This window comes from Mycetohabitans endofungorum (genome assembly GCF_002927045.1).
GTDB classification, from domain to species: domain Bacteria; phylum Pseudomonadota; class Gammaproteobacteria; order Burkholderiales; family Burkholderiaceae; genus Mycetohabitans; species Mycetohabitans endofungorum.
This window is the reverse complement of record NZ_PRDW01000012.1, coordinates 14,975-28,093: the sequence shown is the minus strand read 5'-3', so window position 1 is coordinate 28,093 and position 13,119 is coordinate 14,975. Positions and strand designations below refer to the sequence as shown.

Here is a 13,119-nt window from a genome sequence, read left to right as displayed (position 1 = left end):
CCTTTGCTTTGGCAAGGAGGCGTCTAGCAAGCAACAGCCTAAAAGAACGATAGAAAAAAACACGCGCTTTTCAAGGAAAATAGGTACCGCTCAACTCACCATTACTAAATTACTAAAGTGCGCTTAGCCGCCGCAGTGAGGGACAAAAGGCTCGGTAAGCGCATATCCACCGACGCGAGCGCCTAAATTCCCCGCATTTAGCGCAATTAATATTAATATCTTCATTGCGCTTCAATAGGAGAACTGGCGGGAGTTCGCCGTGCCAAGCCAAGTCAATTAAGCGGTGTTCTGACCGCCTTCGTAGCAGCTCAGAGTAAGACGCGAATGCCGTTAGTCCGGACGGCGCATGTCCATCCTGCCAAACTCATTGACCTTCGATGCAGTGAAAGCCCTGACGAGACAGTAGATCTCTGATAATCCCACCAGTGCATAGACCGCGCGGGCCAATATCGATCTGACGCCGAAAATTACCCCTGGTCAACCCGCAACTCCTAAGCCGCTGGGTGTCGCGCAAGAACGACAGGTCCATGGGCGGCAAATATCCCCGCGGCGATGCACGCTGGCGGCCCTTTAACGGGCCGCTGTCCGCAGCCAGCTAGCGGCAAGCGCGGGCCATTCTGAACGGCATGTTCACCTGGCTGGTAGACGCCGGCTACCTGCGCGGCAACCCGATGGCGCTGCTGCGCCAGCGCGCCAAGAGCTCGGCCCCACGCGTCACGCGCTACATGTTGGTCTCGCTGTGGGACGACGTCAAACACTTTGTCGAGCAGCTGCCCCAGGAAACGGCGGCGCAGCGCGCGTACTCCGCCCGCTGCCGTTGGCTGACTACGCTCTTCTATCTACAAGGTCTGCGCATTTCCGAGGTCGCCAGCGGCACCATGGGCGACTTCTCGCGACGCCTGGGCCCGGACGGACAGGACCAGTGGTGGCTCGAGATTTTGGGTAAGAGGCAACGCGCGCGAATCGTGCCCGCGTCGCCAGAACTGATCGTCGAGTTGGCCCGCTACCGGCAGGCGTGTGGTCTGCCCCACTGTCCCGCCGGGCCGAGGACACGTCGCTGGTCGTGCCCTTTCGAGGCCCGCGCTGCGCCCTGTCGCGCTCAGCCCTGCATGACGCGATCAAGCGTATCTTCCGCGGCGCCGCGTCACGCAAAAGCGCAGGCATTCCCATCAGCCAATTTGATGCGATGATCGCGGCCATCACACGGTCACAGGAGGCGACGTTGGCAACGCACAATACAAGGGTTTTGTCGATTGTGGTATCACCGTTATTGACCCGTGGAGAGCGTGAGGGTACTGGTGATACCGCAAATTCGGGTAGCTGTTCGATGTTGGCCGGCTCTACCACCAGATTGGTGATGCTTTGCACGACCAGCCAACTGAGTTCGATAATAATTATTATCTCATCACCATGATAGAATGCCACGCCATTAGCCATTTCATGTAAATGGAGTAGGGGTTTCAGGCGTCATGTCTTGCGCCGGTAGCGATCGAATCGCCCGGCTTCCTGTCGCGCATCTCGATATTGGCATATTTTCTCAATATAGTGAATATGCTCCTGATTTCCCGCGGAAGGAAGAATAATCGCATCGCCGGGAGACAACACCCATAAATACCGTTGGCAAATATTAGCAATCAATTGCCTGTAACCTTGGCTAAGGATTTGCGGGACCATCGCTTCCGTATTGCCGTTTTCGAGAAATAAGGTTGGCATCTATAGATCTCCTGGGCATTTTCATCAAAGTGTTCGGCCGAAAGCTCTTATGGCTGGCCCAGGCCTGGTTCAGCGTACCACACCCACCGAGGGCTTTTCACGTTGTATTGTGTTGTGGAGACGGCCCGGACAATCAGTTGAAACTGGCTTTTCCACACTTTGTGTGAATCTGCGGGCGACAAGGGCGGCCACGCCGATATTGAGGGGCGGCCGGAATTCGTGATTATGCGAAGCCTCGCATATTCGCGATTATGCGCAGCGCCGAATTATGCGCAGCGGCACGAGTTCGATCCCTGTGCGGCTTCGCGGCATGCGGTTCGCCGTTAGCAGTCAGGTGGCAACGCTTCGCTTAATCTTCTGAATGCGTGCCATGCTGTGCTTCCCTGCCGTCAAAGGGTTGATCACACTCGGGCTTAAGGGCGCTGTACCGCGAATCCGGTGCTGGCGCCATGCTGCACTGCCTGCTTGCCTCTCGACCGATGGGGGCGACCGAGTGATCTCACTCGCTGCGAGCGACGGTATGCGCCAGCCACTGCGCAATACGTCGATCGTCCTCACCGCACAGAGCCATTTTCCTCGAAGCGGCTCCGCCATGGCGGCCATTCGCGGACTCGTCGTCGATCTCTAATCCAGCGCATGCACGCGCCGACTGCGCTAATTGCGTCAAACACGGCTCGCACGACACGCACGGGCACATCATGGTCTTACCGAATCCCACGCGACTGGCGCAGCCCCCACTTCCACGGTACTGTTTACACTTCGCATTGCCGGGCCCACGATTAACACGATCCGACAGCCCATGTCAAGTCGAATTTTCGGCATGGAATTGCAAAATTCCCCGGTCCGGCGTTCCGGCGATATGACCAGAATCGCACATGGAGGAGACCATGGCAGAGGATGCCCGTTATGCCGCTACCGCCTCGCAATCGAGCGAGTTCGGCTGGCTCACCCCATCGATCCAGAAGTCGCACGAGCGCTCCGAAACCTATGGATTGCGCGAACTGGCGCGCCCGGACTACGACGTGCTGAGCAGCCCCGAACTTAATTTGAAGCGCGACCAGAACCGAATGCTGTGCGCACACGCGATGCCGGTGATGGAAACGTTGCATGAACAAATCATCAACACGCAAAGCATGATTGTGCTGACGGACGCGCACGGGCTGATCCTGCACTCAATCGGCGACGACGACTTCCTGGCGCGCGCCGAAAAAGTCGCGCTGCGCCCTGGCGCAAATTGGGCCGAGAACCGACAGGGCACCAATGCGATCGGCACCGCGATCGCCGAGCGCTGTCCAATCGTCGTGCATGGCAAGCAGCACTACCTGGCAGCCAACCGGTTCCTGACCTGCTCCAGCGTGCCGATCCTCGACCCATACGGCGATCTGATCGGCGTGCTGGATGTGACCGGCGACTACCGCAGCTACCATCAGCACACGATGGCGCTAGCCAAGATGTCGGTGCAAATGATCGAAAACCAGTTGTTCACCAGCACCTTCCGCGAGACGCTGCAAGTCGCCTTCCATGCGCGCGCGGAGTTCCTCGGCACACTGATGGAAGGCATCGCCGCGTTCACCAGCGATGGCCGCTTTCTGTCCGCGAACCGCAGCGCGCAGTTTCAGCTGAACCTGCCGCTCAGTGCGCTGCGTGCACACACATTGTCATCGCTGTTCGGCGTGACCAGCGCGCAACTGCTGGACACGGTACGCCATTACCATGGACAGCCGGTGCCAATGAATCTGCACAACGGCGCGGTGGTGTGCGCGCGCGTCGAGTTCAAACACGCGCCGGTCACGCCGACCGCGTCGCCGCACGAGGCCGGCGCCCAGTTGAGCGCCACGGCGCGGAGCACGACCCGCCTGGCCCCTCCGGCGCCGGCGTTGCAATCGCGGCTGAGCCACCTCGACACCGGCGATCCGCAAGTCGCGTCGGTGATCGCCAAGGTCCGCAAGGTGCTCGGCAAGGACATCCCGGTCCTGATCAACGGCGAGACGGGGACCGGCAAGGAGTTGCTCGCGCAGGCAATCCACAACGATTCGCCGCGCCGCGATGGGCCGTTTATTGCCGTGAACTGCGCGTCGATTCCGGAGACACTGATCGAGTCGGAATTGTTCGGCTACGAGGAAGGCGCGTTCACCGGCGCCCGGCGCAAGGGCTCGGTCGGCAAGCTGCTGCAGGCCGACGGCGGCACGTTATTTCTCGACGAGATCGGCGACATGCCGCATCCATTGCAAGTCCGGTTATTGCGTGTCTTGCAAGAGCGCGTCGTCAACCCCCTCGGATCGAGCCGCTCGATCCCGGTCGATATCGCAATCGTTTGCGCCACCCATCGCGACTTGCGGAAGATGATCGCGCAAAACCGCTTCCGTGAAGACCTGTACTACCGGCTCAATGGACTGGTCGTCAAATTGCCGCCGCTGCGTGAGCGCACCGACCTCGCACCGGTCGTGCAACGCATGCTGCAACTGGAGTCGGGGCACAGCGCCGCCAGCGCACCGCCGCTGAGTGTGGACAGTGATGTGATGAAGCTGTTCGAGCAATGCACGTGGCCCGGCAATTTCCGGCAACTAGGCAATCTGCTGCGCACGGCAGCCGCGATGGTAGAAGATGACGGCGTGATCCGGCGCGAGCATCTGCCGGACGATTTCTTCGAAGACCTGCGTCCGGCACGAGGCGATGCGCGTGCCTTGGCTGTCGGCCCGGATGCCGTCGGCGGCCCCGCCCCGTTGCCGCTGCACGCGCGGCTGCAGGACGTCGAGGCCTGTGCGATCGCCGCCGCTATTGCGCGCCATGGCGGCAACGTGTCAGCCGCGGCCCGCTCGCTCGGGGTATCGCGCAATACGATCTATCGCAAGATGCCCAGCGTGGCAGGCGCGTCCAGTCCTTCGACCGATAATTGACTCCGCAGCGGAGCCGCCGCGCACCGCGCGCTGCTCCATCGACCTATCCATGTTTGCCCTCACTGCGTCCGATTCATGCGATCAGTGTAGGTGGACAGCGACAATCATCTTGGCCGGCGTGTTGCCTCATGGGATGATGTTACTGCCGTACATGAACGCCCCCGGCTTGCCAAGCTCTCAGTAGATGACGACGCGAGGTAAAGATTGCACCCGTACAATTGGAACCACTGATCACGTTCAACCGAAATGGCTGATCACGTTCACCGAAATACGCAGTATGCTATGCCAACAGCCTTAACTGTCGAGGGCGAAGTACGGTGTGCAGCTTCCGCTTTCTGCACGCTCGACCTCGAAGGCCGTAAGCAGCGCTGACCGAAGACAGCAGAGAGCAACGTCGTAAAAATCAAGGCGATCCAAGTAGCGCGTTTTGAGCGTGGGAATGTCCAGATGCTCGCATGCGATCGTCTCCAGCAACCTGTTGAGCTTAAGCACTACCATCGTCATTGCCTCACGCTGTGACTGATAACATCCAAGGTTCCCATTCCAGCTTTTTCGCTATAGCGATAGATACTATTGGTACCTATCATACGAGGCACATCATGGATACAGCTAAACAGCCCATCGGGCAAACACGCGCAGGTTTAGATGTGTTCCAATGAAATACTTGCTCGGTGCGAATGCGATCATCGCAATTCTGAAAGGGAAACCAACCCTACTGACGCGACTACAAGCGCATTCCCCCAAGGACTTTGGCTTACCATCAATCGTCGCTCGTGAACTATTCTACGGTGCTTATAAAAGCCAGCATATCGATGCCAATCTCGCACGTATTGAAGCGTTGCAGTTAGAGACGCTGGCGTTCGATCGAGAGGATGCGCAGCATGCGGCGAAATTCGCGCACAGCTTGCAGCCGCAAGCCCCCCATTGGCCCCTACGATGTGTTAATCGCCGGTCAGACCCGCGCACGAAACCTCGTATGACACGTAACATGCGAGAGTTCATGCGTATACCGAGCCTTATGATGGAAGATTGAGAGAGCTGATGCATGGTGACCTGCCTGAAGTCGCCAGTGATGTGCGCAGCGCCGACGCTAAACGGATTCTCGAAGTAGAAACTCAGCACGGCCAGACCAAGACTTGGGCAAAGCTCTTGGCTTTTTGTCCAGGAAAACTGCCCACACTGCGAGACGCCCTTGTAAAAATCGGCGCGTGGACTTTCAGCATTCAGGCGCGCGTAGCACGCATTTTCCGATCCGATTGTTTTCTTTACATCTGAAAACCGGGTGACGGCGGCTTATCGTCTGGCCGGTGATTCTCACGCAGACCGAGCACATCAAGGTATGCGTCGAGAGCACGCTGAACCGACGCAGCGACCAACCGCGTAATGCCACTGTAATCGCCTGTCATGCACGCCTCATCCAATGAGTCGTAGTAAGCAAGGCGATCCTCTTTACGGATAACGGCAGGTGGATAGCCAAACTTCATCAACTCGAAGTTTAGCAACAGTCGCCCCGTTCTGCCGTTACCGTCCACAAACGGGTAGATCTTTACAAACCGTGTATGCAGCTCGGCCGCACGCGTGACAGGATGCACCGTCTGCGCTTGCGCGTGCCAGTCAATGAGCGCGGCCATTTCGGCCGACAGATGCAGGAAGTCCGGCGGCGTCGTGCTAGCGCCTGCGATTACCACGTTCTCATGGCGATATTGGCCAGCCTCTTTGTCATCGATCCCTTTCAGCACGAGGCTGTGAATGTTACGGATCTGCCATTCGGACAACGCCTCGTTCTTCGCGACGATCTCCTCAACGTAGAGAATAGCGTCGCGATGGTTCGTGGCCTCGAAGTGCTCGCGCAGCGACTTGCCCCCTACCGTAATGCCTTCCAACACCACCTTCGTCTCGCGCAACGTCAGCGTGTTGCCTTCGATTGCGTTCGAGTGGTACGTCCATTCCAGCATCAGCTTTTCGCGCAGCGATGCGACCGTATGCAGCGGCAGTGGACGCGCCGCATCAAGCTTCGCCTTGGCGACGTTAACAGCTTCCAGCATCGGCTGTAGAGACGAATCCATCACTTTCTCTCATCACAATTTTGACCTGCCACGTCTGCACGCGAAATCTTGCGGTTTGTAGCGCCGACGGGCTCCATACCCATGACATGAATGCCGCAGGCCTCGCCCCTTCTGACGTCAAGGCTTGAGCGCGAGTCTAGCGTTCGAGTCGCGAAGCGACACCTCGGCCTGCTCGGCGCTGACATTGCGTAACGGGCTGCTGTTTTCCATTACCACTGAGCCGCCTGGCAATGCACCTTTTCGCGCCCGCTCTCGTACAGCCGCTCGCCTATCTTATGATGCTCGGTCCAGACACGCCAGCCGTTCTTGTCAATAGGGAAGCGCCTTACATCGCGGATTAGCGCGCTTGAGGATTGTTCGCGTCGCCGACCTATCGCTGCGTGTTGCCCAGCGCGTACGTCAGGTTCCAGAACTCGTTGCTCATCGCGTTTTCCTCACTCGATAATCGCCTGAAGCCGAGCCAGCGCGTCCTCAACCACTTCGACCGATGCGCGTTCGACCTTACGTGCGCCGCGCGCCTCCAAGTCGAGCATACGCGCCATGTTGACGAGCGCAACACCTTGCGCCTCGGTTCCAGAACCGCAAAGCGGTACGGCGAAGCCAGCAAAGCGAGCCAATTCGCCGCCTTGGGTGATCGGGGCAACGAGCGCCACGCCTAAGGCGTTGAACGCCGCCGGAGATAGAACGAGCGCCGGGCGAAAATCGCCTTGCTGCTCTCGCCCCACAGTCGGATTCAGGCTCACGCGCACGATATCGCCCCGCTCGAACTTGACCCGCCTCACCATGCTTCACGTCCCACCGGTTTGACCTCGCCCCATGCCGCCATGTCGCCCGCAAAAACCGCCTTCGTGTCGCACTGGGCAACAAGATCGTCCAGCGAATACTTGCGGCGGGCCGGGGTCAGCATCACGCCATCCGGGCGCACGTCGGCATTGAGCGAACTGCCGACCGACGCGTTGATCTGCTCAAGCAGCACACTCGGCAAACGAACTGCAGCGCTATTGCCCCATTTTTGAATCTTGAGTTCCATCACGACCTCCTGAATGTTTATCCATTGTAGAAACACACAACAAGATTGGCAAGCACTTTGCATCTTCAATGAAGATACCGGAAGCGCTGCGTCAAGACAGGGCCAGGCTAGTAGTATTTCTCGGCTTTAGCCTCATTGGCAAACGAAGTCCAATTTGCCCGCACCGGACGCAGCAAGATCGTGCTTCCTTCCCGCCGGATTTCCAGTTCCGTGACGTCCTCAAATTGCATATCCTTGGGAATGCGGATCGTCTGATTCGCATTGTTTTTGAAATAGACACAGTACGCACGGTTTGCACAGCGACCTGATACAGCACGCTGTGATAGCATCGTGTTGTTTTCTTCATTCTCCGTTCTCCGGTCGAGCCCCGCCATGCGCGTGTTCCTGTTCCCGATGCGTTTGCGACGTCGCCACGCCACGTGCGTGGCGGCAGACGCGCGCGCGATCCGGACGGACCGACCCGGTACCGACCTGCTCCGATACATCGCCGCGGCACCGCTTTCATTGGCCCGGCACTCGCACTGAGCGGCCCCTGTTTCAGCCGCTGCCTGGGCGGGTACCGGGCGCACCCAACTCTTTGACTTTTCGTTGCGTTGGAGAAACGAGATGAAGACCTGCTATTTGACAGAAACCGACGTCGGCCGACTCGAGCGCCATGCGGCGCAAGCGAGCCCACAATCCGGCTACCAGGCGATGCTCGACGCCCTGCTCGAGCGCGCGGCCGTGGTCGAGGCCACCAACATCGACCCGAGCGTCGTCACGATGAATTCGACTGTGACGCTGTCGAATCCGTCGTCCGGCGAACACATGACGTGGACCGTCGTCTACCCACCGGACGCCGACTTCTCGCAAGGACGGTTGAACGTGTTCTCGCCGGTCGGCCTCGCGCTGCTCGGCGCGACACCGGGCGACGAATTGCGTGTGACGCCCCCTAGCGGGGCACCGCAAACGCTAAAGGTCGAGCAGATCGTGTTCCAGCCCGAGGCGGCTGGCGACTATCGGCTTTGACCACGTGGCCGCACCGGTCCGGCGGCGTGGCCGTGCCACCGGGTGTGACCGTGCCGCCGGATGTGGCCGTGCCGTCAGGTGTGATCGTGCCGTCAGGCGCGCCGCGCGATCAGCCGCCGAGGTACGCGTTTTTGACGCGTTCGTTGGCCAGCAGATTCGCGCCGGTATCGGCCAGCATCACGCGGCCGGTTTCCAATACGTAGCCGCGATCGGCCACCTGCAGTGCCTTGTTCGCGTTCTGCTCGACCAGAAACACCGTCACGCCCTCGTCGCGAATCGCGCGAATGATATCGAAGATCTGCGCGATCACCAGTGGCGCAAGCCCAAGCGTGGGCTCATCCAGTAACAGCAATCGGGGCCGGCTCATTAGCGCGCGCCCGATAGCCAGCATTTGCTGCTCGCCACCCGACATTGTGCCCGCGCGCTGGTGCATGCGGCGCTCCAGTTGTGGAAAGAGCTTGTACACGTGCGCAAGCCCTGCGTCGATCTCATGCCGGCTCGCGAAGAAGCCCCCCATCTTCAGATTTTCGAGGACGGTCAGGCCTAAAAACACGCGCCTTCCTTCCGGCGAAATCGCCAGTCCCATACGCATAATCTCGTGCGTGGGCAGTGCCGTGATGTCCTGCCCATCGAACAGCACCCGCCCACTCGATGCCCGTGGCGTGCCGCATACGGTCATCATCAGCGTTGTCTTACCCGCCCCGTTGCTACCGATCAGCGTGACGATCCCGCCGCGCCGGACCTCCAGCGACACCCCCGAGAGCGCCTCGATTGCGCCGTAGTGCGTGTGCACCTGCTCCAGCCTGAGCATCACTCCTCCCCCAAAATAACTTGCGCAATCGAACAATGCCCGCAGCGGGACGCGATCGGCGTCCGTCGATGGGACTCGGGCCTGCGATGAAGACAGCTTGCGCGGGACCCGACGTGCGACCGCGCCGGCCGAAATGGCCGCCAGGCTATCGATGAGCGTGCGATAATCCGGCCGCGTTTGCCTGCTCGCATCCTCGCCCGTATGCCCAAGCCCGTCAAAAGACGAAAGAACATCGAATGTCCGCCTATCGGCGCGCTGATGCGCTATCGACAGCGGATCGTGCGCGTCGTCGCCGAAGCCCGCGGACAGCGCGCGATGATCGAATCGATCGATGAAACAGGGCGGACGTTGAGAAGCACGGTCAAATGGATCAGCCTGTCCGGCCTGGGTAAGCAGCTGTTTTGACATCGAGCGCAGGTAGACATGCCTGCGAGCAGCGCGGCGTCACGCGGCGTTCACCGCGTCCTTGAACGCCTTGCCGGGGGTGAACTTGACGGTCTTGGCTGCATCGATCTGCATTTGCGCCCCCGTTGCCGGATTGCGGCCGATACGCGCTGCCCGGGCGCCCGTGCCGAACGTGCCGAATCCGATCAATTGCACGGCTTCGCCGTTGGCAACCGTCGTGGTCACGGTACCAATGATCGCATCGATCGTGTCAGCAATCGCCGTCTTGCTGGTGCCGGTCGCCACTGCGACCGCATCGATGAGTTCCTGTTTGTTCATGATTCTCCGTCAAATGATGCCGCAGGCTCACCGCCCCGGCGATGAACAGACAAGCGGTAAAAGCCATACGTTCCTTTGTCGACGCACAACGGTAAATTTTCCCCGGTCGCTACACATGGATAGATTGAGCGCGCCGGTCAACAGTCGAATTTACCGTCTCATCGCGACATGGGGCGCGCTAACGTAGCGCGGTCGCCGCCGATTAATAGGTTTCCAAATGCAGGCGTCCTTCACGTCTGAGGTCGGCCCATACCCGCTGCCAATCCAATCCATGGCGCTGTGCAATGTCCCTAAGCGCGAGCAACACCCCTTCTTCCATTCCCTTCAGGCCGCACACATAGACATGGGTATTGCGGTCCGCCAGCCATGGTCCCACGTCAGCCGCTCTTTCGCGCAGGGCATCCTGCACGTACCGCTTCGGCCGTCCCGGCACGCGCGAGAACGCAAGGTCGGCATCGATGAAACCCTTGGGCAAATTCGTCAGCGGCCCGAAATACGGCAACTCCTGCGGCGTGCGTGCGCCAAAGAACAGCATCAGCCGGCCGGCCGCGCCGTCGCATTGATGTCGGCGGCGATATTCGGTCATCGCACGCATCGGCGCGGCGCCCGTGCCGGTGCAGATCATCAATAGGTGTGAACCGGGATGGTTCGGCATCAGGAACGTACTGCCGAATGGACCGATCACCGCCAACCGGTCACCTTTGCGCAGATCGCACAAGTAATTCGAACACACGCCGCGGGCAGGGTTGCCATCGTGATCGCGGATCACGCGCTTGACCGTGAGCGATACGTTATTGCAGCCGCGCCGTTCTCCGTCGCGCGGGTTGGCCAGCGAATATTGGCGAGCGTGGTACGGCCTGCCGTTGGGCGCAGCGCCCGGCGGCACGACACCGATCGATTGGCCTTCGAGTACGGGGAAGAACGTCGTGCCAAAGTCCAGCACGATGTGATGGATGTCGCTGTCGGCAGTCTCGTTCGTCAAGCGATAGTTGCCCGCCACGACTGCCGTAGCAGGCGCATTCTGTGTATATAAGTTCACATGTGGTCTGGCCGCCGACCACGGCGGCGCACTGGCGCCCCGCAGCACGTCGCTGCCGCTATCCAACAAATGTTCCAACCGGTGCGGGACGCTCACGCCGGCGCCCTGCTGGGCGGTCGACTGTTGAGACGGGAGTTCGTCCCAGGCAAACTGGGCGTCGATACTGTACGCATCGGCCTCGGACACTTGGCGCCAATTGTCGATCGCGCCGGTCGGACACGGCGGCACACACGCCATGCAGCCATTGCAGACCTGCGCCTTCACGACATAGTTGTTCGCATCGTGCGTGATCGCATCATTCGGGCACGTCTCCTCGCACGTGTTGCAACGGATGCAAATCTGCGGATCGATCAAGTGTTGATTCAGCATAGCCATTGGCGCCGGCGCATTCCAGCGGTCAATTGAACCTGACATATTCGAAGTCGATGGGCTGCCGGTTGATGCCCATCGCCGGCGGCGCGATCCAGTTTGCGAACCGGCCCGGCTCGACCACGCGGCCCATCAGCGAGGCCACGAACGCGCGATCCTCCGGCGTCGGCAGCCAACTCGCCTCGTTGGCCGCCCATTCGGCTTCGTCGATCACCCGACCGTCCGACGACACGCGCACGCCGGCAAACGAGCCGATCTTGCGGTTGAATGCCTTGTGCGGCACACTCAGTCTCGACTCGATGCCCGCCTTCTCCAACACCTTGTTCCAACGGTTAACGCCGGCCATCGAGTCCTTGATATAGTCGTCACGCAGCACTTCATTCATCGCGTTGAGCATCGGCACCTCGCGCTCGACCAGTTGAGCGTCGCGCACGTCGAGCAGCCGGTAGTGCTGTGTATCGAGCCGATGATCGTCATCCCGCTTGCTTTCCTCAAAACGCCCCTTCAGGCCTAGTGAGTAGAACGCCGCGGCATTGGATGATTGGTCTGCGCCGAACAGGTCGATGGTCACCGAGTAATGGAAGTTCAGATAGCGCTGGATTGTCGGCAAGTCGATCACGCCCGCCGCCCGCAGTGCACTCACATCGTCTGTACGCAGCGCGTTCATGACCTGGGCGGTACGCTGAATCACCCGCGACACGCCAGACTCGCCGACAAACATATGGTGCGCCTCCTCCGCCAGCATGAAGCGGGTCGTGCGGGCCAGCGGATCGAAGCCCGATTCGGCCAGCGCCGACAGTTGGAACTTGCCATCGCGATCGGTGAAGTACGTGAACATGAAAAACGCCAGCCAGTCCGGCGTGCGTTCGTTGAACGCGCCAAGGATGCGAGGATTATTTTCGTCGCCGGAGCGGCGCTCCAGCAGCGCCTCCGCTTCCTCGCGGCCGTCGCGACCGAAATAGCGGTGTAGCAGGTACACCATCGCCCACAGGTGCCGGCCTTCCTCGACGTTGACCTGAAACAGGTTACGCAAATCGTACAGCGACGGCGCGGTTAGCCCGAGGTGCCGCTGCTGCTCGACTGACGCGGGCTCAGTATCGCCCTGCGTGACGATGATGCGCCGCAGGTGCGCGCGATGCTCGCCGGGCACGTCCTGCCACGCCGCCTCGCCGCGGTGCTCGCCGAAGTGGATCTTACGATCGGGCTCGCCAGGCGCCAAAAAAATACCCCACCGGTAATCTGGCATTCTGACATAGTCGAAATGGGCCCAGCCGCCGGGCTCGACGCTCACCGCGGTGCGTAGGTAGACGTCGTCGAGTTGACTGCCGTATGGCCCCATGTCATTCCACCACGACAAAAAATTCGGTTGCCACTGCTCGAGCGCGCGCTGCAACACGCGGTCATCGGCCAGGTTGACGTTGTTGGGGATCTTGTCGCTGTAGTTGATCGAAGACATGATCGAT

General features: G+C 60.1%; 16 protein-coding genes and 1 pseudogene. 6 read left to right on the top strand and 11 right to left on the bottom strand.

From position 1 onward, the window contains the following. Window positions 1–330 precede the first annotated feature (330 nt). Window positions 331–468, bottom strand: a complete 138-nt coding sequence (locus B0O95_RS17235) for a DUF378 domain-containing protein (RefSeq protein WP_146064069.1) — start codon at window positions 466–468, stop codon at window positions 331–333. Window positions 469–626: 158 nt separating this feature from the next. Between B0O95_RS17235 and B0O95_RS16595 the strand changes: the two genes are divergently transcribed. Continuing rightward, window positions 627–1,190, top strand: coding sequence for a site-specific integrase (locus tag B0O95_RS16595; protein ID WP_233203323.1), 564 nt, complete (start codon window positions 627–629; stop codon window positions 1,188–1,190). Window positions 1,191–1,467: 277 nt separating this feature from the next. Here B0O95_RS16595 and B0O95_RS15590 read toward each other — a convergent pair whose 3' ends face one another. Then, entirely contained in the window at window positions 1,468–1,713 is a 246-nt protein-coding gene (locus tag B0O95_RS15590; protein ID WP_146064065.1) for a hypothetical protein, read from the bottom strand. A gap of 887 nt (window positions 1,714–2,600) precedes the next feature. Between B0O95_RS15590 and B0O95_RS11865 the strand changes: the two genes are divergently transcribed. Further along, window positions 2,601–4,610: a sigma-54-dependent Fis family transcriptional regulator gene (locus B0O95_RS11865; RefSeq protein ID WP_104078144.1), complete on the top strand. Its 2,010-nt coding sequence runs from the start codon at window positions 2,601–2,603 to the stop codon at window positions 4,608–4,610. A 294-nt stretch (window positions 4,611–4,904) separates the two neighbouring features. Here the strand turns inward: B0O95_RS11865 and B0O95_RS17230 are convergent, their stop codons facing one another. After that, the gene (locus B0O95_RS17230; protein ID WP_416171941.1) at window positions 4,905–5,108 is read right to left on the bottom strand and encodes a DUF6900 domain-containing protein; all 204 of its coding nucleotides are present in this window, start codon (window positions 5,106–5,108) and stop codon (window positions 4,905–4,907) included. A 157-nt stretch (window positions 5,109–5,265) separates the two neighbouring features. On the opposite strand from B0O95_RS17230, the gene B0O95_RS11855 reads away from it, so the two are divergent. Beyond that, window positions 5,266–5,643 (top strand): PIN domain-containing protein, encoded by a 378-nt coding sequence (locus B0O95_RS11855; protein WP_233203322.1) that lies wholly within the window; start codon window positions 5,266–5,268, stop codon window positions 5,641–5,643. Window positions 5,644–5,651: 8 nt separating this feature from the next. After that, complete coding sequence (locus tag B0O95_RS15585; RefSeq protein ID WP_146064064.1) at window positions 5,652–5,885, top strand: hypothetical protein; 234 nt, start codon at window positions 5,652–5,654, stop codon at window positions 5,883–5,885. Here the strand turns inward: B0O95_RS15585 and B0O95_RS11850 are convergent. The 4 genes and pseudogenes from B0O95_RS11850 to vapB form a co-directional block, all read right to left on the bottom strand. Then, the gene (locus B0O95_RS11850; protein WP_104078076.1) at window positions 5,876–6,676 is read right to left on the bottom strand and encodes a Fic family protein; all 801 of its coding nucleotides are present in this window, start codon (window positions 6,674–6,676) and stop codon (window positions 5,876–5,878) included. The genes B0O95_RS15585 and B0O95_RS11850 overlap by 10 nt on opposite strands. A gap of 434 nt (window positions 6,677–7,110) precedes the next feature. Continuing rightward, window positions 7,111–7,461, bottom strand: a complete 351-nt coding sequence (locus B0O95_RS11845) for a type II toxin-antitoxin system ChpB family toxin (protein ID WP_104078075.1) — start codon at window positions 7,459–7,461, stop codon at window positions 7,111–7,113. Continuing rightward, a complete protein-coding gene (locus B0O95_RS11840; RefSeq protein ID WP_104078074.1) occupies window positions 7,455–7,706 on the bottom strand; it encodes an AbrB/MazE/SpoVT family DNA-binding domain-containing protein in 252 nt (83 codons plus the stop codon). The genes B0O95_RS11845 and B0O95_RS11840 overlap by 7 nt, the downstream gene beginning before the upstream one ends. 119 nt (window positions 7,707–7,825) lie before the next feature. Further along, a pseudogene (gene vapB / locus B0O95_RS11835) lies at window positions 7,826–7,995 on the bottom strand (type II toxin-antitoxin system VapB family antitoxin); the annotation flags it as partial. A 317-nt stretch (window positions 7,996–8,312) separates the two neighbouring features. Between vapB and B0O95_RS11830 the strand changes: the two are divergent. After that, a complete protein-coding gene (locus B0O95_RS11830; RefSeq protein WP_104078073.1) occupies window positions 8,313–8,714 on the top strand; it encodes a GreA/GreB family elongation factor in 402 nt (133 codons plus the stop codon). A 109-nt stretch (window positions 8,715–8,823) separates the two neighbouring features. Here the strand turns inward: B0O95_RS11830 and B0O95_RS11825 are convergent, their stop codons facing one another. After that, window positions 8,824–9,525, bottom strand: a complete 702-nt coding sequence (locus B0O95_RS11825) for an ABC transporter ATP-binding protein (protein WP_104078072.1) — start codon at window positions 9,523–9,525, stop codon at window positions 8,824–8,826. A 201-nt stretch (window positions 9,526–9,726) separates the two neighbouring features. Here B0O95_RS11825 and B0O95_RS16590 point away from each other — a divergent pair, with 201 nt between their 5' ends. Next, entirely contained in the window at window positions 9,727–9,930 is a 204-nt protein-coding gene (locus B0O95_RS16590; RefSeq protein ID WP_104078071.1) for a hypothetical protein, read from the top strand. A gap of 39 nt (window positions 9,931–9,969) precedes the next feature. Here the strand turns inward: B0O95_RS16590 and B0O95_RS11815 are convergent, their stop codons facing one another. From B0O95_RS11815 to boxB, 3 genes are all read right to left on the bottom strand, one after another. Then, a complete protein-coding gene (locus tag B0O95_RS11815; RefSeq protein ID WP_104078070.1) occupies window positions 9,970–10,248 on the bottom strand; it encodes an HU family DNA-binding protein in 279 nt (92 codons plus the stop codon). A gap of 202 nt (window positions 10,249–10,450) precedes the next feature. Continuing rightward, window positions 10,451–11,662, bottom strand: a complete 1,212-nt coding sequence (boxA, locus tag B0O95_RS11810; protein ID WP_104078069.1) for a benzoyl-CoA 2,3-epoxidase subunit BoxA — start codon at window positions 11,660–11,662, stop codon at window positions 10,451–10,453. A gap of 22 nt (window positions 11,663–11,684) precedes the next feature. Next, on the bottom strand, window positions 11,685–13,112 hold the full coding sequence (boxB, locus tag B0O95_RS11805; protein WP_104078141.1) for a benzoyl-CoA 2,3-epoxidase subunit BoxB: 1,428 nt from the start codon (window positions 13,110–13,112) through the stop codon (window positions 11,685–11,687). Window positions 13,113–13,119: the final 7 nt, after the last annotated feature.

Bases quoted from the DNA above. Each gene is read 5' to 3' on its own strand.
- B0O95_RS16590 (WP_104078071.1), top strand. From the start codon at position 9,727: ATGCCCAAGCCCGTCAAAAGACGAAAGAACATCGAATGTCCGCCTATC.
- B0O95_RS11840 (WP_104078074.1), bottom strand. From the start codon at position 7,706: ATGGAACTCAAGATTCAAAAATGGGGCAATAGCGCTGCAGTTCGTTTG.
- B0O95_RS11845 (WP_104078075.1), bottom strand. From the start codon at position 7,461: ATGGTGAGGCGGGTCAAGTTCGAGCGGGGCGATATCGTGCGCGTGAGC.
- B0O95_RS11830 (WP_104078073.1), top strand. From the start codon at position 8,313: ATGAAGACCTGCTATTTGACAGAAACCGACGTCGGCCGACTCGAGCGC.
- B0O95_RS15585 (WP_146064064.1), top strand. From the start codon at position 5,652: ATGCATGGTGACCTGCCTGAAGTCGCCAGTGATGTGCGCAGCGCCGAC.
- boxA (WP_104078069.1), bottom strand. From the start codon at position 11,662: ATGGCTATGCTGAATCAACACTTGATCGATCCGCAGATTTGCATCCGT.
- B0O95_RS11815 (WP_104078070.1), bottom strand. From the start codon at position 10,248: ATGAACAAACAGGAACTCATCGATGCGGTCGCAGTGGCGACCGGCACC.
- B0O95_RS17230 (WP_416171941.1), bottom strand. From the start codon at position 5,108: ATGGTAGTGCTTAAGCTCAACAGGTTGCTGGAGACGATCGCATGCGAG.
- B0O95_RS15590 (WP_146064065.1), bottom strand. From the start codon at position 1,713: ATGCCAACCTTATTTCTCGAAAACGGCAATACGGAAGCGATGGTCCCG.
- boxB (WP_104078141.1), bottom strand. From the start codon at position 13,112: ATGTCTTCGATCAACTACAGCGACAAGATCCCCAACAACGTCAACCTG.
- B0O95_RS11855 (WP_233203322.1), top strand. From the start codon at position 5,266: ATGAAATACTTGCTCGGTGCGAATGCGATCATCGCAATTCTGAAAGGG.
- B0O95_RS16595 (WP_233203323.1), top strand. From the start codon at position 627: ATGTTCACCTGGCTGGTAGACGCCGGCTACCTGCGCGGCAACCCGATG.
- B0O95_RS11825 (WP_104078072.1), bottom strand. From the start codon at position 9,525: ATGCTCAGGCTGGAGCAGGTGCACACGCACTACGGCGCAATCGAGGCG.
- B0O95_RS11850 (WP_104078076.1), bottom strand. From the start codon at position 6,676: ATGGATTCGTCTCTACAGCCGATGCTGGAAGCTGTTAACGTCGCCAAG.
- B0O95_RS11865 (WP_104078144.1), top strand. From the start codon at position 2,601: ATGGCAGAGGATGCCCGTTATGCCGCTACCGCCTCGCAATCGAGCGAG.